This is a genomic window from Legionella bononiensis (genome assembly GCF_016786215.1).
In the GTDB taxonomy this organism is placed as follows: domain Bacteria; phylum Pseudomonadota; class Gammaproteobacteria; order Legionellales; family Legionellaceae; genus Legionella; species Legionella bononiensis.
Genome location: NZ_JADOBG010000010.1, coordinates 454,361 through 473,085, shown reverse-complemented (window position 1 = coordinate 473,085; position 18,725 = coordinate 454,361). Strand labels below are relative to the sequence as shown.

Below are 18,725 nucleotides of genomic sequence, written 5' to 3'. Positions count from 1 at the left end.
CATACCCCCAAAGAGCGCATTATTTTAACAGTGCCAATCGATATTTTCCAATTTGGTGAAAACCAAGGGCAAGGTATGCGCATATAGCGGAATTATCATTGGTGAATAAAACGGCTCTTTTAACTTGTTGGTCGGTAGCTTGTTTGAGGCAAAAGTACACAGCGATTCTGACAAAACCTTTATTTCTTAATGAAGGAGGAGTATAAACGGGACCTATCTGATGTATTAAAATAAATAGCACTCCTACTTCCAGTACTCTTCTTCAAAATGTATACTCCATGAGTTTATAACAGAGCTATCGGATTGTTTATATGTCCAAGAATGCCGGAACTGATTTACATCCATTAAATAACATTTCTGATTATGAAGCGTTTATAGAGGAAAAGGTTAATGCTAATGTGAAGCCATATGAGGAAGTATTGAGATTAAAATCAGACGATTTTACAAAAAGCCTTCATCGCATTAGAAAAGGGGTAAGATTAGAGGCATATATTTTTATTGGTTTATGCGTTTTGAAAATATTTTGGGATGTTAGCTTAGGATTTTATTCTAATTAATTACTTTAAAATCCCATATTAAACAAGTACATACCGAGAATACAATCTATGATAAAAAATCCTGAATATGAAGATTTAATAGAAGTGAAGTTTGCCGCTGCCTTAAAGTCAGATGAATATATGAAGAGATACAAGCGGATTAACCTTAAGATTAACCTCTGTATTGGCTTAATGGCATTGAAACTTTTATTGATTGTTTGTGGCGTATTTTAGTTTTTTCAAGTTATTAGCCGCGCTTACTGTTGTGCAGTAGTTTAGCAAACCAGATTGTATGTTGTTCATAAACTGCAGCAGTTATGAAAAAATTATACACAGCTGATTTCTAGTATAATGACTACTTAACTTTAGTAGTAGCGATTAACCTAATTTTATATTTAACTCTTTGGTATCTAACTATGAACTTTCATTCAAAAAAATTACAGACCCTTTTCGACAATTCAAAACATTTTTTGGACAATCTGTCTTCTTTAAAAGAATATATTATCGAGGATATAAATTCCCTTGAAAGTTATCTTAAAACCATAAAGTTAGATAAAAGTGTGTCGCATACAATTAATGGTGACAATGGATTTACTCCTACTACTGAGTTGACCAGTGAAAAACCTGTTTATGGTTTTACTAATAGGGAAGTCCTTTTCTGGTGCCCAGAGGCAAAATGTATTATGTATGAAATAAGACACTACACCACTATATATGACTACTCTAAACAACACCCATCAGAAAGATTAGTAGTACAGAATGATAACTTTGAAAAAATAGTGTCGACACCTTTAAGTGAAGCAGATTTTGAGATAAAAAAATTTGTGTATTTGAATAATCATTTGGAAGGTTTTATACAATCCATATTGGAGATATACACAGAGAGCTGAGTAACTAACCGCAATAGATCTTAGTAATACTGAGCCTAGAATGCCCAAGTTCTTGGCTAATTAGCTCTCTAGCAGTCCTATCCCAATATTTTTCAAGAAGATTCAGTTCTTTGTATACTCTGCCTCCTTGAATTGGGCATAAAAGACCTTTGCCAGTCTTGTCATAGGATTGTGTAATTTCCTGATATCTTCGCTGAGCATAAGCATGGCGAAGACCATGGCATTTACTTAAGCCCATTTTTTCTATTACTTCATGATAGTGTGTCAGATGATTTTTATAGGTCTTTTCTTTAGGAATGAGGGATTGTCCAGCAGGAACCTGTTTTATAGCATTGAGTAGCCATTGCCGTTGCTGTTCACTGGTGAGTTTAATATCACGGCCAATTCCACCTTTTGTCCAGCTAGGCTTTATGGCCAGTTTATTTCCTTGCCAGGCTTCACTAAGTACAATCTTCATCGATTCTTCACGGCGGAGGCCAAATAGGGATTGGGCTTCCAGGGATAAACGGATCATCGGGTCTGGGCATTTGGAGAAATCGACGTTGTTGATTGCTTTATTGTACTGAGGAACATAATTGCGTTTGTTGATTTGGTAGCTGTTGTTGCCTTGCTTTACCAGCTCTGACTTGTCTAGTACAGAGGCTACTTTTCGCAGTTTAGCCATGTAATTTTTAATCGTTGCAGGGTTTTTATTCTGGGCTTTCCAGTGATCAACCAGAATGTGAATGTGCTTTGGCTTTAATCCTTTAATGTGCGTGACCATGTAGCCTAGTTCGTGCAAATCTTTGACGCACCGATTCAGCATGTGTTTCATATCTGCCCGGCTAGCGTGGGAGTAGTTTTGGATTTTCTTAATACATTCATTGATGGAATACTGCGCATTTTTAAGTTTGGATTTACTCATTGAGATACCTCCATAAAGAATCACGGGATTTGATGCCCATTTCGCTGCGAATAACCCAATAGGTTTCATATTTTCCCAATAGCGGTAAAAGATACTGAGCCATTTGTTTTGCATAGAGATAGCGGTAGGCTTTGTTAATTGGTAGGGCATGTTTTTTTAAAGCCTTTCGCCAGACAACCTTGGTGTCTTCATAGTCGTTAAATTCAGCAATGGATTTACTGTCAGTTAGCTTTTTGATTTCATCCAGGATGGCTTTTTGCACTTCAAATCTGATAGGGATTGTCCGGTCTCGGGAATTAAACGCAATGTTTCTCGTTATCCAGATGCTGTCATCTTGGATGTTAATTTCAGGTTTTATATAAATGGCTTCTTGAAAGGTCAGGCCAAATTCTGTTTGTAATGCCATGATGAGACGCGGTATTGTATCGTCCCATGATTGCCAGTGATCGTGCTGGATTTTGAGTTTTCTTTTACGCTTTTTGGAAGCTTTGCTGAGTTGGAGTGATTTATTGTCTATATTGGGAATGAGGCAATCTATCCTGGTTAGATAATGCCTGACAATCGTCATATGATTCATAATCGTGCTGGAACGTAGCTTACTCTTTCTCCAATGAGCTACCAATTGGTGAATATGGTGCGATTGGATATTTTTCCAGGAAGATGGAACATCACCAATGGTATAGAGATCATCAATCATTTTACGAATGACGTATGCCCGTTGTTTTTTGATTTTGTAGCTGCCTTGATTGCCGAGCTTTAAATATTGGTTGGCAGTTTGTCTTAAGCTGTATTTTCTCATCATCCCATCCGATAAAATTTATTTGCCCTGTCTTTGGTTTAGTGTTGAACGGGCGGCTCACTCAAAGATGAAACCTGGCCAAAGCCATAAAGCCCGAAGTAGGGGGCAAATCAATCGTTATAAGGCAAACGATCTCGCCGATTTACAACAGTTTTTGTGATGCTTGTTTCTCCTTGTTTTGATGATTAATAAAAACGACAAGACAATGGCTCTTGTCATACAAGTCCATGGTCAAATTGAAATAAATTGACTTAAACTCCCGAGGGAGTTGCCCTGTCGGATGACAGAGATTCCTAGATGGTTTTCCCGACTGAACGTCCAGCCACAGGGTTAGGGAATGAAGTGGCTTAGCATAAGACGTCGGTTGACGTTTCGCCGGAATTTCACCAGCTCTTCAGTCATGCTTGATTCCAAATTAGCAAAGCAGAGCTTGCTTCGCAAGGGATTTTGGAAAGAATTTTGTCCAATCCCGATTGGCGGGATCGGACAAAATGCTGAAATGAGTTGATTTTACGCGGTAAAATCAAAGTGATTTTTCTGCGTCACTGCTGGGAAATATGCAGTGACGCAGATATGGCGAAATTTGTTCAGGAAAAAACCGATAAATTATGGTATATTAATTTACAAATAACAGGAAAATTTACAATGCAACGAAAAAAATATAAAAATGATTATCTTGATAAAGTCATTATTAAAATTGATTTTCAAACAGAAAAAAACTGAAGTCAGATATATTGAATAAAGAAATTTTTTCATCTTTAAAGACTAGATTTCCCATCACAGAAGAGAAGAAGCTAATTGGACGTGAATATAGACTCGGTGAAGATGTATCAAAAACAAATGAATCGGTTGATGATGAGTGGCATTTCTTTGGTAAGGATAGGGAAAAACGATTAGTTATATCTCAACGATATATGTTTATTGAATACCTTCAGTATGAATACTTTGAACAACTTTTTGATGATTTTAAAGATTTGTATACAATTATTTCTCAATCTCATCCTGATCTCCAAGTATATCGTTTAGGTCTCAGGTATATTGATAAGATATCATTGAATGAAGACAATCCTTTAGAATGGGATGAGTATTTTAAACCTGAATTAAACTCGATCATTAAACTGTCAGAAAATCAAAAAAATCTTGCTAGGGTGTTTCATGTCTTGGACTATAATTTTAATGGAGAAATACTAAAATTTCAGTTTGGTATTTTAAATCCTGATTATCCGTCTCCAATAAGAAAGAAAGAGTATATTCTTGATTTTGATATGTATTCAAATAAATTGTTTGAAAAAGATGAAGTTTTTGAAGCTATGGAGAGATTTCATCAAAAAAATAACGAGTTATTTGAGAGCGTGATCACTGACAAGTTTAGAGAACATATGGGGGTTCTGGAAAATGAATAATAATCCCTTCTCCGAAGAGTATGCCAAGCCTGAAGACTCCTTTCAATTTAAAAAAGTTAGTACTACGGAAGTTTTTAAAGAAATTAGTAGTGAGATTGACAGTAGATATCCCCTAGATAAGCCAAGAAGATATGAAATAAGAGCTAGGATCATTCAAAATGAAAATGATTAAGGTTGGACAAAGCTCTAGACTTTCACAAGGAGATGTAATAAGACATGTAGATTATATCGAGTATGCGATAGAAAAGGATGGTATTCTAGAAATATCAAAAATCAAATTCCCAAATGTAATTGTATTATCCCAAGATTGTGATTTAACTCATGATTATCATTCACGGTGGGCAAGAAAAAAATACAAAAATCAGGATAAGTATCTTTTATCTGTCTTAGTTGCCCCATTGTATAATGTTGATCATTTTTTTAATGGTGAGCATTTATCCGAGTTAGATATAAAAATGGATAATGAGCTCAATAGAAACAAAACTCCTGGTAAAAATATTTTTCAAAATGTAAATCCAAGATACCATTATGTGAATTTTCCTGAAAACGTACCTGCAGTACCATCTATTATTGATTTTAAGCATTATTTTTCAGTGAACGTGAAATATCTTAAGGAACACAAGCGTAATAATTTTGTTTGTCAAATTGGTGAATTATATAGAGAGCAAATATCTGCAAGATTTTCAGCTTACCTGGCAAGAATAGGTTTACCTGATTGACACAACTAAAATGCAAAGAGCTTATAATCTCTAATCGATCTTAGTAAGTTATCAAATGCACCTCACTAAGGGTAATCTCACTTTAAATAAATCTCCTCCGTTAGTTAGAATAAATGCCTGTCCTTTTGGCAAAGTTAAGATATCATCCACTCCAATCATGGGCACAGAAGAAGTTTGAACTCTGTCCTCGTTAGTCGTATTAAAATAAACTCCATCATCCCCGTGCGGTGTATCATTCACCATAGAAACCTGTGTATGCCCAACAACTCCAACTTGAGGCAGTACCTTTACCAGTAAATTGGCTGTTTCTTCATTTTTAACACGCAGCATAATCAGGGTATTAAAATTTCCCTCCGATACCTCAGCTTTAGCTCTTGAGCCTAGTGCAACCTCCATATCCTGAATAGTTTGAGCATAAGCGGTTACCTGAAAACCTGCGCCACCTGCTTTATTGAGAATTTTCACAAAGGAATCTTGGATAATCTCTGATAACTCATCGCAATGCAGATTCAAAGTATATCGCGCGTTAGGTTCTTTATAGATTTTACCAGCTGTTGATACCAGATCTGACAAAAAGGCTTTACCTACTGCTTGAGCAATATTGGGGTTAGTCAGGCTATCCAAGCCAATATAAAGTACTTTCTTATTTTTAATGACATCCATCAGTTCAATTTCATCTGGTTGAGCTTTTGACGACAGGATTTTTGAGGCATTACTTTTATTGATTTCAGACAGTACAGGACCAACACTGGCTGTGATTTTGTCGTAATAGTGTTTATCCATAATGGCTGCATCGTAGAGATCTATTAAGATTTGGTCGTGCAGAGCTTCAGCATTGTTGCTTTTGATGGTTTTGTTGATGTGATCTTTGACATATTGAACGACTGCCTGATGACGCTCCATTGGGGATTTTGTCTTATTATTTTTTCCTATTTTACTATCATGTTCCTCGATGATTTCATCTATCTCTTGATGATAGTTAGGGTAGTGGTTAGGAAGAATCTTATCAGCATAGGACATTAATAATTGCTCTAATCGGCTGATATAGAAGGCTATTGTTTGGTAGGTAATGGGTTGATTCATTTCTTCCAGACATATGGCAACGATATTGACGTATTTCCAGGCGAAGGCTGCGAACTGTTTTCCTTCACCTTCTGCGGAGATTGCATCAGTGATGCGTGTTGCAACTTCGCTGATTTGATCGAAGTTCTTTAAGGGGTTGTATTGTGCGGATTGTTCTGGGAATCCTAAGTGTACGATTTTGAAGTCTTCTGTCCGTCCTGATACTTTACAGGCTGCCATCATATCTCGAACCAGATCTTGATCGCCTTTGGGATCTACAACGATAACAGCATCCCCATTTCGGATGTCTTGGTTAATTAGAATACTGGCCAACCGTGTTTTTCCTACCCTAGTTGTACCGACTACAAAGGTATGGCCTACTCGTACATCTTGAGGGATGTATACAGGCTTATCTTCTTCACCAACGCCATGCAAGAATGGACTGCCGCCAACAGGCGGATCAGGTCTAAATGGGTTTAGTTTTGAATTGGTATTTAGCCATTTGGCTAGCTTCGAGTGCTCATGGTTTTGGCAGAAACTTCTGGCAAGCTGGTAGCAATTGTTTCGTTGCATGAACTTTTCATTTTTGACCTGTTTAATTTGATGCAGCTTTTGAGTGTGGCTTGGTCGCCAGCGAAATCCCTTACCCAGGAACAACCAGTTTTGGGATAAAGGGATTTCTGTGGTGGATAGGGCATAGGTGGGCATGGCTAATAATCTTCGGTGATAGCGTTTTATTTTAATTGCTTGCCAGGCTCTGTAAATTCCAGGAATTAATAATGCGAGTGCAGCGTATAATCCCATAGTTTGTGTTAGTAAAAACAAATGCGGTTGAGTATATGCCAGTAAGGCTAGAGACAAACAGGTAATGGCTGACCAGGCTTCTGTTGGTTCTCTTAATAGGTTATTAATGGGGTAATTGCTCATAGTCGACTCCCAATCATCAAAGCATCAATGAATACAAAAATAGCCAGCAGATACCAGCGAGCGTTTAAGGCAGTGCTCAGTTGCTCTGCGGTAAGTTGGTGTTGATTCTGTACTCGTGAAATTAGCTTTGGCCATAATAGGACAAGGGCTAAATAGAGCACTCCATGCAGGGTGAGAAATAATGGTAGAATGGTAGTGAAGGTGCTTTGCCAGCGTGCCAGTAGATTGCTATTAATGAACCAGGGCGCAATTACTAATAAGGCAATCATTGGTAAAACGGTTTGAATTAATACTATAATGGATGAACGGATATAATGTTTAATCATAGGGATAGCTCCAAATGAGTAAGATATTTCGGTTGTTGGCAGTTATTCTTGATGCCATTGTCGGAGTGGCAGAGGATAAACCTGCCAAACGCTACATGTCTGTTTATGAGGCTCAAGATAAACTTGATAATGGCTTGATCACTATTCGTGAATACAATGAAGCCTTCGAGCGTAAAGATGTGCTTTAACATGTTCATCGAATTCCTTTTGCAATAATTTTTACTCCTGTCTTGGCTACCTGCATACCGGATTGCGCCATGCTTTCGCTCTGCCTATCTGAACCATTAACCAAATCCATAAGACCAGCCCCAGCGTCGCCACCAAAATGACTTGATAATCTCAGCAATAAAACTGGTGCGACAAAGTAAAACATCACAGCCATATTCTTCATTGCAGAAATCGCATCGTTTTCACCTAATGGATCAAGTACTGAACGTTCAAGAAATCCGACTAAATGCCAGAGGTATTGAAGAAAAATAGCCATGACAAATAAGGCACACAGGCTGCCTAATGCTCTGGTGCTGTAGCAGCTCAAAGACAAAACCATTGGGGTGAGAATGATTAAAAAGAACATGAAAAACGCCTGCATTACAGGTAAGGTTTGCATGATGGCTTCTCTTTTCAATGGGGTAGATGTCCAGGATTTTGTCCATTGCCCGACATTGACCAAGTTATGGGTAATGGCAGATGCGACCTTTCCATTGTTATTGTCCATGAGATTTTGCACAGAACTGGTCTGCATGTCTCTGCTTTCTTGCAAGAGCATTTTCGCAATAAAATCTTCTGCGCTGATGTCTGCTTTCCAGGCTTTTGGGTGTTTCACTTTATACTGACGAACCCTATCCAGCATGGCGTAGTAATTTAGATGTTTGTTAAAAACACTGGCTTGATTAGAGACTTCAACCAGGTCAGTTTTGATTTTGCTCCACCATTGCTGACAGCTGGGGTAGCCGTCTTCTGGCAATTGTTCTGGTGGGATATCACCGCGATTAGCCGCCTTTTCAAGATTACGATTAGGGGCTTGATGGAAAGTAAAACCAGGGACAGGTTGACGTGCATGAAGTTTGCTGTAATACATTTTTTGCAGGATTTTAGAACCCATCCAGTTTAAATCATCTTCACCGCCATAGCGTTTTAGCATGGGATCTAATTCACTGGCTTCATGCTTCTCACTGTTGAATTGCGTTCTCGCTTCGATAAAACATTGTCTATGAAAATCCAGGGCTTGTTTGCGAATATTCTGTGGCAGGTAGGTTGATACCAGGTCGCCTTGTATGGACTGTAGACTGTCGGTGCAGCCCGTTACTTTCATGAGACTGTAAGTAAAGCTCGACATAAAGTTCTGAATGATGGCAAAGCCTATAGGAATCTTGACTTGGTTAGTCAGCAGATCTGCAAAGGCTTCATCATAAGTTGTTCCGCTGTCACCAATGACCGCAGCTGTTGGATTCTTCAATCCACACAAGGGTTTAAATTGTAGGGCTTTGGTTTCCAACGGTACACAAGGATAGACAAATAAGCTACATATCAGGATAGTGATTGCCAGTTCATAAAGAAAATTATTTAAAGCATGTTCAACCGCATAGAACGCGCCAGCTGGATTGAGCACGTTTTTAAGAAAGCGATAACCAATGGCTAAAAAACCAAGATACAACAGCCCTGTTTGCCACAGGGCGTTGAATAGAACCTCATACTGTTGCCAGCCTAGATAGGTGGTATAAAGGGATAAAGGATTAAAGACAATCATGATTAAGCTCCTTTATTTTCTTTAACGTAAATTGCGCCATTTTTAACAGCAGGCTGTTCGTGATCCTGGCCTGGTATATTTTGGCTTTGGGCTTGATGTCGAATATCCATGATAGTTCCCAAGGTTTCAGTCATCATTTTTTTTCGGACATCGTTTTCAAATGATAAGGAGTGAATGTCATCATCCAATTTTTTAAGGGCAAACAAGACCATATTCATCGCAGGTTTTAAATTTTGTACTTCTTGCACTTGTAATCCAGCCTGTAAGATACGGCGCATCATCAACGCTTTATCCAACATATTTTGAACAGCGATTTCTTCTGCGAGTTTTGAGACAGTGAGCATTTGCTCTTCGCGTGGTAGATGCTGAATGGTGGTAATGACCTCATCGGTAATCAGTAAATTGGAAGCACTGACTTTATGCAGATTTTCCTCGGTCAGTTTCCATGTACCATTGACCAAATTCCATAAGGCCTTTGCAATGTTCTGACTACAGGTATTGGCGTTTGCACAGCTTTGCAATAAAGCTGACAAACCAATTCCTGCTTTAGCATCATGGCTTTGTTTGTTCTCACTACTGCTGACCTGGATGTCACCAAGAACCTTAACTGCCCAATTAGCAGCATCGGTTGGTGTTGACCAGCTTTGTACCATAGGAATTTTGGTACTTGGCTTTTCCAAAGAATCTAAGGGTTTTCTCTCTAAAAGGATGTTGTAGCCAGCAATGACCACATCATTGATGACCTTAATGGGACGTTGAAACTTACCGCCAGCATTGCCTTTATCGTGGCCTATCCAGGGCAGGCCATATTCATCTCGTTTTTGAGCGATGCTTTTCGATGTCTCTGTTACATCGACGTTTTCCTTTTTAGCCCGTTTGGCAGCGTCGAGCCATCCTTGGCTATCGGATACTGATAATATGCCTTCCATTGGCGATTGGTTTTGTTCCAGTGCTTGTTTGACTTCCTGACAATCTTTAACCTTGAGGGTAAATTCATTTTGTGCACTTGATGCGGCATTTTGTAGAACATTGTATAAAGCAGGCATGGACTGCTGTAGCTTATACAGCGGGAATCCTGCGACAGAACCTTTGAGGTTATCAATGACACCACCAGGGATATTTAACGCTGATTTTTTCAAATCCTGAAAGGTATTGGTAATGGATACGACAGGATTAAAACCGCTACAAGAGAATCCCATACGGCCATCAATATCTGCACCAATAACCAGTGTTTGGTCTTTATTAACAGGTGGAATAAATAAATTAGATGTTCCTCCTAATTCATAATAGTAATCCGATTGACTTGGCATAAAGCTGCCAGCATGAGTCAGTGTTGGAATGAGTAAAGCTAGTAATAGAGATTTCTTCATGATGATGTCCTATCGTTTTTGAGGTTGCCCAACCTTGGGGAAAGTAAGAAAGTTCACGAGTTTGCCTTTATGCTGAATACAGCCGCGATATTTGCGCCAAAGGACAAACACGTAATTGCCATTTCCGGCTTTTTCATCTTCAATGCCGAAATCCTGTACATTGCCTGGGTGAATATTGCGATTTAACGGATAAATTTCCTGCCAGATGACTTTCGTGTTTTGTGGGTCGTAAATGGCATTAGCCACCACACAGTTTTTACCGCAGGAATTACTGGTTGACTTGGTGACATGTAAAGGGTTTTTATTAGTCACAATATCTACTGCGTGCATAGCTGCAACCACTGAGGCTCTATAGTTGTAAGGTTGCGTTACACGCATTAACCTGGGAATTTCAGAACCCCAATGCTGTGTTAATGTGCCGATTTCATGGTTGATTAACAGGTGAGGGTGAGTTCCCATATACAGTAATTCAGCTGCTTCTGTTCTATCCATGACTGCATCAGCTTCGGCCAGATAATAAGGAACACCAAAACCAGTTTCCGGCCTGTGCGATAGATAGGGGATACGGTAAAACGCAGCAGGGCTGCCAATCACATCAACAATGCGAGTCCGCTCATCATTGATATGAAGATCTGTGGTTTGACCGCTGTCATTGCCAAATCCTAATGCTGAGCCAGTCGCAGCTTTATAGGCTTGTTGGTACAACGTTCTTGCTGCTTTGTTTTCATAAAGCGTTCGAGCTTCAAGCCAGGGATTTTCTTCAGGTTTATTGCTGACGGTAATTACTAAATCAGGCAAAAACTGCTCAACCGCAGGAGTGACTTCAAGCCTTGGCGGTAAACGTCCTACCGTCCAAGTGCAAGAACCAATGACTTTGTAATGACTGTTTTGAAACAGCTTTTGCAAAACCCGCGTGGCAATTGTGAAGGTATTCACCGGATGCGGCGGGCTTGTGCTTTCTATAGCAAAGGCAGTATTAGTCATAAAAATAAGCCCTGCTATGAGTAGTTTCTTTTGGTTGTTCGAGTTTTTTAGCCATGATTTCAGCTGCTTCAAGGACATCATGTTCTTTCTCCAGGAGGTGGCGTTGTGCTTTTTCTGATTTTTCAGTCATTAAGAGGGCAAGCAGGTAGCGAGGTGGAATGACACGAAACAATCCTTGATAGCGTGAGCCTAATAAGACTGCTTCTGCATACAAACCTTTTTGTGAATCAATATCTCTGATTAAGGTTTCCTGTTGCGGTGTTAAGGATTTAAAGCGTTTCACATCAGTGATTTCTTTTTCATCCAGCCCCAACAAAATCCAGGTTTCAATTAGCGATAAAATCTTTGCAGCCTTTTCAGAATTCATGTCGGTGACGTTTTGAGTAATCGCAACCAGCCAAAGCCCTAGCTTTCTGGCTACTTTGGCCACTAATAGGCACACCGTTACCACAGAAGGAATTTGAAATTGCAGATGGGATTCATCAATAAAAAGAAAGGTTGGTCTATTATCGTTTTGAGTAGCCTCTGCCATGGCCAGTATTCTTGGCAACAAAGAAACCATAACCAAAGCCAGTTTTCCGGTGTCATCTTTAATGGCAGAAATATCAATATGAAAGATATCAAAATCACCTAATGGTTCTGTTGGTACATTAAAGAAGCGTGATTTTGCGCTGTTAATGACATAACTGTTTAATCGGTCGTGCATATCCAGAATCCGGTCTTTCTTGCGTGCAACCGTTTCTTTATCCAATCGCCGTTGAAATGCACTCACAATATGCTCAGTCAGCATTTGTGGTATGCCATCGTTAAATGAAGTTAGAATGGCATCAATTAATACTTCGATTAGCAGCGTTTCATCAGCCAGGGTAAATTGTTCTTCTTCCATGGCATTGGCTTCCGTAATCATGGTACGCAAAGCCAAGGCAAGCTCTGCAAGATATGCGCGAGAACCATCGCCACAAGCCAAATCTTCTGAGTGAGCAGGATCTTTAAGATCCATGATTTTTTGAGCCATTAAAGCTGCTTGTTCCTTGCTTAAATTATCTGTAATTTCTGGAATGGCTTTATATGCTTCGCAAAAGGGATTTAATGGAACGGCTTCCTCTTTCTTATTGCTCAATAATAACTGCTTGGTTTTTTTGCCATGGGCTTTGGCATGAACGAGCATCCGATCAAACGAGTTCCCCATTTCAAAAAGTACTACACGGGCGTTTTTCATGGCGAGTAGTGATTGAATCATCCAACCTGTTAATACTGACTTACCACCGCCAGAGTTGGCGAAGATAGCGCAATGCGAATTTTGGCTAATAAAATCATGGTGAAGTAAGTCAAAGAAAACAGGTTCACCTAAGCGGTTGAAAAAAGGAAAGCAGGGTAGATGCCTTGCGCCTTGGTTTCGGCCATAGACTGGAAGCAGAGCCGCAAGCTCCGTGGCATACATCAGGCGGTCAAAGCATAAGTACTTACGGGCATAGTGAGGAGCGAAATTAAACGGCAAGGCATTGAGCCAGGAATTTAAAGGGTGAATATCATAGCAGGAATGAATTAAGGGCATCTTGGCGTCGTTGAAAATGGCATGCAGGTTTTTTTCTATGGCTTGTGCTTGTTGCTCATCCTCTGCATGATAAAAGACAGCTTGATTAACCCAGAACAGACGATTGCCAGTACTTAATTCATTACGGGCAGTTTTAATATCATCTCTTACTTCTTGTGGTTTTAAGCTGGTTCCCACAATTCCCTTTTCTAATCGTGTGAGATGAGAGTCCAGATTCTCATCATGGCTAAAGACGACTTGAATGGTGTAGATACTTCCTTCTGGTAAGCTATCCAAAAGCGCATAGCGGTGTTTCGGGTTGGCTTGTTGTCTTTCTCGGGAGACTAAACCAATAATGGGCGCTTCCTTTAAACCATCAACATATAGAACTCTTTGTTTACATCCTTCAAAGATAAATCCTTGTTCATCGCTTTCGGGTGGCGAAAAGAATATATTTTGCGCCAGATTAAAACCTGCTGGTATGGGATTGGGGTAGGGATATTGTTCCAAGATCTCATCGGCTGATTTGGGATTAAACCAGCGTACCCACCACTGATAATAATCCTGACCTTTCAGGCGTTTGATTTCTAAACCTGGTGAGCGTAGTTTGGTTTCAATCTGGTTGATGACTTCCTGATGTTCGAGAAGAATTTGTTCTTTGGTTAAAGTGGTTTGATGTAGTTGCCTATAAAATAACACTCTGATTCGTCGTCTTCGTCCTCGATAGGGCGCACCTGTTTTAGGATCGAGAAATAAACCTTCTGGCCTGGTCATTTTATTGTAGAGATCGTGCAGTCGTTGTAAGTAGTCTTGCGTTAATGGGCTGTCAATAAACTGTTGTGGAATTTGGGCTTTAATATGGTCGATAACCGGATCAAGGCAATATTCGTCTTGAACAAACATTTGCATAACCCAAGGGTCTATTGCGTGAAGTGGAACCACCGTTGCAAAGGTATCGCGGATTTTATTAAAAACAGCTTGCAAGTATTCAGGGGAAGCAGCTTCGGCTTGAATATCGCCTAGCTCAAACCCTGAACCTAAACTTTTTCCATCGGCAAATAAAAATACCTGTTCTTGTTCGTTGAAATCAACAATAGCCAGTCTGTCAGCAAAAGAGGGCAACGGATTGGCGTATTGCTTTTTAATCGTTTGTTCTTTGATGGCTTGGGAATTCATTTCCCCAAGCAACCAGTTAGATATTCGTTTCATCACGTCTCCTTAATACAGCTCTGATGCCAGGGCGTATTGATTTTGCTTGTAAAGAAAAAAGCGTGTGGTATAGGCTGGTTTGATGATTTGTTCATCGCCGAGCTGAGCCACATGCGCAAAAATATGAATAGGCACTTCGGGATTCGGCAGCTGCTTAAATTCTTCGCCTGAATCCTCAAGCCGTACCTGTTGAACAACAGCCTTTTGTACAGGCTGCTGCATGCTTTGCTGATAGAGCTGGCTGACAGTTAAGCCCTGCTCAGGAATGGCGCTTTGCGATATATTGGCGGTTGAGCAAGCGCTCAAAGCCAGACTAGCGCAAAGCATTGTCAAAATTCTTTTGTTGATGGTAACCATAATCTAATACCCTCCCTTGGTGTTCTTTATCAATGGCTATGGTTTGACTAAAATGAAGACTGAATTGATTTGGTATAAAGCCTGAGTGGCTGCGGATGCTGGCTGGGACAAAAACCATATCGAAACTGCCTTGTATTCTTTTCTCAAGCCAATCAGTAATTTTTTGGCTGCCCTCGTTGATGGCTCCACCAGCTGCGAAATGGGCTAAATCACCAGTAGGCGTGGCAATAGCAGAACCGCCTTCGGCTTGATAACTCATTTGCCATTTGGATAAAGCATTGCCTGCCCCTTGAATACCGCCAGCAGCCATAAAAGCGGCTAAAACTCTGGGGGCATTAGTGATGTATTGTCCTTTAATGCAAGGATTGCCAAATTGGGTAGTCAGATAACCAATGCTGTCATTATTCACAAGCTCTGCGGAGCTTTTCATTTGTTCCTGACCAGCACTGACGAAATGTCCATCTTCAAAGACAAATAAAGCGGCAGTGACATATGCGCGAACACAGCTGATGTTATCGAGAAAGGAACCTACGCCAATGGAGTAACCACTGATTTTCATACCGATAATTTCTTCCGGCAATTGCATCCCATTGGCTGTCATTAAGTCTCCACGGCTGACCATTGCGGTAAAAGGAAATAAGGGCTGCATTAATTTGCCCTCAACAGGTACTTCACCCATTAGAGCAGACAAAAGCGTAACCTTGCTAAAATCACTACCTGCCGGAATGGTATAGAAGGGTGTTTTGGTTGGCGCTTCTTCTTTGGTGGATGAGTCTTGGTCTGCAAAGATTTTGCTCTCAATAGGGGCTTTATCCAGCAATCCATCCAGATCTTTGATTTGGCCAGATACAGGAGCTTGATTGCCTTCCATGGGATAAGATTGGGTTTGATGATCGGTAAGCGCTGAGAGCTTTTCTTTCAGTGTTTGCAGTTCATCCTGTAGCGTATGACTTGCTTCTTGTATGGGTTGCTTTAATTGTTTTTGCAGCGATTTATTCTCCTTGTGCATTTGTTCCAGCTTCTTTTCTGTTTCAAGGAGTCTTGCAGACACATCACGGATGTTGTCGTTGAATTGGCTGGTAATGGCTTCATGAAAATTGTTGGGATTAGGTGTGTCATCATGGATAGGCGTACTATGACGGCTATTGATAAGAATCATGACGACTGCAAAAACCACCGATCCAGCTAAGATTTTAATGCCTTTGTTTTTGTTCATCGGCTGTACCTCGCATGTTGAGTAAGTGCTGTTGCAAAGGGTTGGTCAGAAACCACAAAGACAGTTGTGCTTTCATGTTGATTTCGCGGAGGCAATTCACTTTTGGGATAGAAACTTGCGGTTTGCCAATGCCCCATGAGTTTTGAAAATTGCAGTTTCACGGGTTGATTCAGCAGGTTTTTCAAATCGACCGCAGTCACATAGAGACTACCACCACGCCATGAAGCCAGTGGGTGAGCTTCAATGCTTGCGCCATAGAATAAGGGGATGGTTTTATTGGTTTGCATGGGCGAGCGATAAATGCCTTCTGGAATATCTCTGACACGCTCTGGCGAGTACAAGGCTTGAATAGCGAAACGAGTGAGTTGTATGGCATTGTATTCGTATTGGCTTGCACTTGATTGATGGGTGACTTTGGGATCATCAATGAGGACTTCAATAGGTGTGGTATTAACAGCTTTTTCATTGGCTTTAAGATTCAGTATGACCACTTCACCTTCAGGTAAGAGTTGCACAATCAAACGCGCATCGTTGAAAGTGTCTTTAGCCTTTAAATACAGACTGCCTTTTACTTTCAGAATATCGAGGTTGGTGCTCAGCTGTTGATCAATGATTTTAATGGCCTGGGGAAATTGAACGAGCCTTTCTTTATTGATAGGTAATTCAATCGTTAAAGGGACTTTTTCCCAAACCAGATGTTCACTTTGCAGGGCGTAGCTTACTTGCGTGAGCATAAAGCCAATTATTAATAATATGTGTTTAATGAGTTTCATGGGATTCCTCCGTGTCGACCAATAAATCTTGTAAACGTTCTTCAGGACGGGTGTAGCCATCGAGAGCGAGTTGGAACGGGTTGTGTAAACGAGACAAATTGAGTTTGACCACACGCAGGTGATAGGCCACTACCTTGTCGGCAATCACCATACCGCTGTTGTCTTTCAGTCTTTGAGTAATGCGCAGGATTAATTTCACCTCCCAGGTATCGGGACCAATTTTTCTAATATCTTGAGGTTCCATGAAACGATAGAGACTGGCTACTTGACTGCGGTCAAAGAGCTGCGCGTTTTTATAAGCTCCCAGCGTTTCTCTGAGTAATTGCTCATGACGAGGGGTAAAATAATAATGAAAGGCTTTGATATTTTGGTTAAATTCTTCTTTGCCTTTATTAGACCAGGTATATAGCGTTGGTATTAATGAGGACACAAATCCTTGCACATATTCATTAGGGATATCGCTTGCTTTCATTAAACCGCCATTGGCTGCCATATTAGGACTTAGCCAAAACTCATAGCGTTTGGGCATGGTCATGAGGTTAATGATTAAGGCCAAAACGATGGCTGATAACAGGCCGATAAAAGCCAGTAATAAACGGTTATGATGCTGTAGGCTGTCGATCTTTTTCCAATATTCAAACATGAGGCTCTCCAACAGATTTATTCTTTTGCCACTGTCCCTGATAATGAATCCAGGGCGAGTGTTTGAGCCTTAATCGCACCATCCATTGAATGGTTTTCTTCATCACATAACCGTAAGGTTTGACTGCTTTGATACGGGCGACGCCTTTAGGCCAAACGGTAATGGATAGGATGAATCCAATCACAAAACCGATGCAGCCAGCGGCCAGTGGATACCCTGCCATTGTTCCTAAAAGAATAAAAAGCAAGGTAGTTACTGGTGTTGTAGTGATGACAATCCAAAACAATTCACGCAGACTTAAGCCTTTCCAGGCTGGGAAGTCATGTGATAGATGGCGCGAAGAAGGCTGACTCATAATTTCACCTCCTATATTTTGAACTTGGTAATCATGGTGTAACCCACGTAACCAGAAGCGATGCTAATGGCTAAATAGGTGATTCCCATTACGGCAAAAGTACCGAAGGCCACCATGGAACCTTCGTTCTTTTTGGATTCTTCAATACCGTGTTGCACAGTAGTAATGAACTTGATAAAGGTCACGACTGCCGTGATGAACAGCAATAAGCCAAGACCCTGTTTGACGTAATTGCCTGTTACCGACATCATGCTTTTGGAACCGTCACCGATGTTGTCCGCATCAGAAATTTTAGGGAACCAGTTATCTGCCAATAACACAGGCGCATAAAAAAGATTGACAGCGCCTAGGTAAAGCGTGCGAAGCGTTGTTTTCATGTTGTCTCCTTAACGAATAACACTAAAATGAAAATCATCAGGCCAATGACAAGCCTGACCATTCGAGAGCCGAAGTTCAGCAAGTATCCTTGTTGCTGTTTTTCCTCGGCTCCCATCATGTGGTTGACGCACCACATCACCGCTAAAATCACCAGAGATATGGCAATAAAGCGAATACTGCTGGAAAAGACTTGGGCTGAGATGTTGTTGCTGGCTTGTTTGAATGTTGAAGCAAACATTCTCGCTATTTCGTCTTTACTCATTAGGGTTTCCTCACAAAATCCATTTCTAATGGTTTAATTTTTCGAGGGGCAATGATGGGCTGGTTGATGTAGTCAATCAGACCGTTGCGGATGTTTAGCAAGTCTTCTCTCAATCCTGCGTGATGTTGTCCTTGCAGATCTTCAAATCCTTCGATTTGCAATTGGATACGAGCGTTAGGTGTTATCTGTGTTTGCGCTTCATCAAGCAAAGGCATGATGGCGTTAATCTGATTAATAATCCGTACCAGCGTTTCATTTAAATCAGGGTTATTCGCTGAGCATTCCAGGCTTATTATCATTAAGATCAGGCATAATATTCGTTTCATGGTTT

At 40.4% G+C, this 18,725-nt stretch carries 25 protein-coding genes; 8 read left to right on the top strand and 17 right to left on the bottom strand.

Features of this window, described 5'->3' with window-relative positions; genetic code table 11:
• Positions 1-19: 19 nt before the first annotated feature.
• Positions 20-241 (bottom strand): GNAT family N-acetyltransferase, encoded by a 222-nt coding sequence (locus IZU94_RS07405; RefSeq protein ID WP_238400344.1) that lies wholly within the window; start codon positions 239-241, stop codon positions 20-22.
• Between the two features lie 70 nt (positions 242-311).
• On the opposite strand from IZU94_RS07405, the gene IZU94_RS07400 reads away from it, so the two are divergent.
• The 3 genes from IZU94_RS07400 to IZU94_RS07390 all read left to right on the top strand — a co-directional run bounded on the left by IZU94_RS07400 (position 312) and on the right by IZU94_RS07390 (position 1,426).
• Complete coding sequence (locus tag IZU94_RS07400; RefSeq protein ID WP_203109435.1) at positions 312-557, top strand: hypothetical protein; 246 nt, start codon at positions 312-314, stop codon at positions 555-557.
• 48 nt (positions 558-605) lie between these two features.
• Positions 606-770 carry a hypothetical protein gene (locus tag IZU94_RS07395; RefSeq protein ID WP_203109433.1) on the top strand — a complete coding sequence of 55 codons (165 nt, stop codon included), beginning with the start codon at positions 606-608 and terminating at the stop codon, positions 768-770.
• Positions 771-952: 182 nt separating this feature from the next.
• Positions 953-1,426, top strand: coding sequence for a hypothetical protein (locus IZU94_RS07390; protein WP_203109431.1), 474 nt, complete (start codon positions 953-955; stop codon positions 1,424-1,426).
• Between the two features lie 4 nt (positions 1,427-1,430).
• Here IZU94_RS07390 and IZU94_RS07385 read toward each other — a convergent pair whose 3' ends face one another.
• Both IZU94_RS07385 and IZU94_RS07380 read right to left on the bottom strand, forming a co-directional pair.
• Entirely contained in the window at positions 1,431-2,330 is a 900-nt protein-coding gene (locus IZU94_RS07385) for a phage integrase N-terminal domain-containing protein (RefSeq protein WP_203109429.1), read from the bottom strand.
• Positions 2,323-3,129 carry a phage integrase N-terminal domain-containing protein gene (locus IZU94_RS07380; RefSeq protein WP_203109579.1) on the bottom strand — a complete coding sequence of 269 codons (807 nt, stop codon included), beginning with the start codon at positions 3,127-3,129 and terminating at the stop codon, positions 2,323-2,325. The genes IZU94_RS07385 and IZU94_RS07380 overlap by 8 nt, the downstream gene beginning before the upstream one ends.
• Positions 3,130-3,702: 573 nt before the next feature.
• On the opposite strand from IZU94_RS07380, the gene IZU94_RS07375 reads away from it, so the two are divergent.
• From IZU94_RS07375 to IZU94_RS07360, 4 genes are read left to right on the top strand one after another with little or no spacing between them, the layout of a single operon-like run.
• The gene (locus IZU94_RS07375) at positions 3,703-3,852 is read left to right on the top strand and encodes a hypothetical protein (protein ID WP_203109427.1); all 150 of its coding nucleotides are present in this window, start codon (positions 3,703-3,705) and stop codon (positions 3,850-3,852) included.
• An 11-nt stretch (positions 3,853-3,863) separates the two neighbouring features.
• On the top strand, positions 3,864-4,532 hold the full coding sequence (locus IZU94_RS07370) for a TIGR04255 family protein (RefSeq protein ID WP_203109425.1): 669 nt from the start codon (positions 3,864-3,866) through the stop codon (positions 4,530-4,532).
• Complete coding sequence (locus tag IZU94_RS07365) at positions 4,525-4,704, top strand: hypothetical protein (protein WP_203109423.1); 180 nt, start codon at positions 4,525-4,527, stop codon at positions 4,702-4,704. Before IZU94_RS07370 ends, IZU94_RS07365 begins: the two co-directional genes overlap by 8 nt.
• Complete coding sequence (locus IZU94_RS07360; RefSeq protein ID WP_203109421.1) at positions 4,691-5,251, top strand: hypothetical protein; 561 nt, start codon at positions 4,691-4,693, stop codon at positions 5,249-5,251. The genes IZU94_RS07365 and IZU94_RS07360 overlap by 14 nt, the downstream gene beginning before the upstream one ends.
• 51 nt (positions 5,252-5,302) lie before the next feature.
• On the opposite strand, the gene traD is transcribed toward IZU94_RS07360, so the two are convergent.
• Together traD and IZU94_RS07350 are read right to left on the bottom strand one after the other, a co-directional pair.
• On the bottom strand, positions 5,303-7,240 hold the full coding sequence (traD, locus tag IZU94_RS07355) for a type IV conjugative transfer system coupling protein TraD (RefSeq protein ID WP_203109419.1): 1,938 nt from the start codon (positions 7,238-7,240) through the stop codon (positions 5,303-5,305).
• Positions 7,237-7,566, bottom strand: coding sequence for a hypothetical protein (locus IZU94_RS07350; RefSeq protein ID WP_203109418.1), 330 nt, complete (start codon positions 7,564-7,566; stop codon positions 7,237-7,239). The genes traD and IZU94_RS07350 overlap by 4 nt, the downstream gene beginning before the upstream one ends.
• A 14-nt stretch (positions 7,567-7,580) precedes the next feature.
• Between IZU94_RS07350 and IZU94_RS07345 the strand changes: the two genes are divergently transcribed.
• A complete protein-coding gene (locus IZU94_RS07345) occupies positions 7,581-7,754 on the top strand; it encodes a hypothetical protein (protein ID WP_203109416.1) in 174 nt (57 codons plus the stop codon).
• Between the two features lie 5 nt (positions 7,755-7,759).
• Here IZU94_RS07345 and IZU94_RS07340 read toward each other — a convergent pair whose 3' ends face one another.
• From IZU94_RS07340 to IZU94_RS07285, 12 genes are read right to left on the bottom strand one after another with little or no spacing between them, the layout of a single operon-like run.
• On the bottom strand, positions 7,760-9,313 hold the full coding sequence (locus tag IZU94_RS07340) for a conjugal transfer protein TraG N-terminal domain-containing protein (protein ID WP_203109414.1): 1,554 nt from the start codon (positions 9,311-9,313) through the stop codon (positions 7,760-7,762).
• A gap of 2 nt (positions 9,314-9,315) precedes the next feature.
• Positions 9,316-10,683, bottom strand: coding sequence for an integrating conjugative element protein (locus IZU94_RS07335; protein WP_203109412.1), 1,368 nt, complete (start codon positions 10,681-10,683; stop codon positions 9,316-9,318).
• 9 nt (positions 10,684-10,692) lie between these two features.
• Positions 10,693-11,667: a TIGR03756 family integrating conjugative element protein gene (locus tag IZU94_RS07330; RefSeq protein WP_203109410.1), complete on the bottom strand. Its 975-nt coding sequence runs from the start codon at positions 11,665-11,667 to the stop codon at positions 10,693-10,695.
• Positions 11,660-14,410 carry a conjugative transfer ATPase gene (locus IZU94_RS07325; RefSeq protein WP_203109408.1) on the bottom strand — a complete coding sequence of 917 codons (2,751 nt, stop codon included), beginning with the start codon at positions 14,408-14,410 and terminating at the stop codon, positions 11,660-11,662. The genes IZU94_RS07330 and IZU94_RS07325 overlap by 8 nt, the downstream gene beginning before the upstream one ends.
• Before the next feature lie 9 nt (positions 14,411-14,419).
• Positions 14,420-14,767: a TIGR03751 family conjugal transfer lipoprotein gene (locus IZU94_RS07320; protein WP_203109406.1), complete on the bottom strand. Its 348-nt coding sequence runs from the start codon at positions 14,765-14,767 to the stop codon at positions 14,420-14,422.
• Positions 14,724-15,983 (bottom strand): TIGR03752 family integrating conjugative element protein, encoded by a 1,260-nt coding sequence (locus IZU94_RS07315; protein ID WP_203109405.1) that lies wholly within the window; start codon positions 15,981-15,983, stop codon positions 14,724-14,726. Before IZU94_RS07315 ends, IZU94_RS07320 begins: the two co-directional genes overlap by 44 nt.
• Positions 15,980-16,756, bottom strand: a complete 777-nt coding sequence (locus tag IZU94_RS07310) for a TIGR03749 family integrating conjugative element protein (RefSeq protein WP_203109403.1) — start codon at positions 16,754-16,756, stop codon at positions 15,980-15,982. Before IZU94_RS07310 ends, IZU94_RS07315 begins: the two co-directional genes overlap by 4 nt.
• Positions 16,743-17,399, bottom strand: a complete 657-nt coding sequence (locus IZU94_RS07305) for a TIGR03746 family integrating conjugative element protein (RefSeq protein ID WP_045098551.1) — start codon at positions 17,397-17,399, stop codon at positions 16,743-16,745. The genes IZU94_RS07310 and IZU94_RS07305 overlap by 14 nt, the downstream gene beginning before the upstream one ends.
• Positions 17,392-17,754: a TIGR03750 family conjugal transfer protein gene (locus tag IZU94_RS07300; protein ID WP_203109401.1), complete on the bottom strand. Its 363-nt coding sequence runs from the start codon at positions 17,752-17,754 to the stop codon at positions 17,392-17,394. The genes IZU94_RS07305 and IZU94_RS07300 overlap by 8 nt, the downstream gene beginning before the upstream one ends.
• A gap of 11 nt (positions 17,755-17,765) precedes the next feature.
• Complete coding sequence (locus IZU94_RS07295; protein WP_011213425.1) at positions 17,766-18,131, bottom strand: hypothetical protein; 366 nt, start codon at positions 18,129-18,131, stop codon at positions 17,766-17,768.
• Entirely contained in the window at positions 18,128-18,394 is a 267-nt protein-coding gene (locus IZU94_RS07290; protein ID WP_010946731.1) for a hypothetical protein, read from the bottom strand. Before IZU94_RS07290 ends, IZU94_RS07295 begins: the two co-directional genes overlap by 4 nt.
• The gene (locus IZU94_RS07285; RefSeq protein WP_203109399.1) at positions 18,394-18,720 is read right to left on the bottom strand and encodes an RAQPRD family integrative conjugative element protein; all 327 of its coding nucleotides are present in this window, start codon (positions 18,718-18,720) and stop codon (positions 18,394-18,396) included. Before IZU94_RS07285 ends, IZU94_RS07290 begins: the two co-directional genes overlap by 1 nt.
• Positions 18,721-18,725 lie beyond the last annotated feature (5 nt).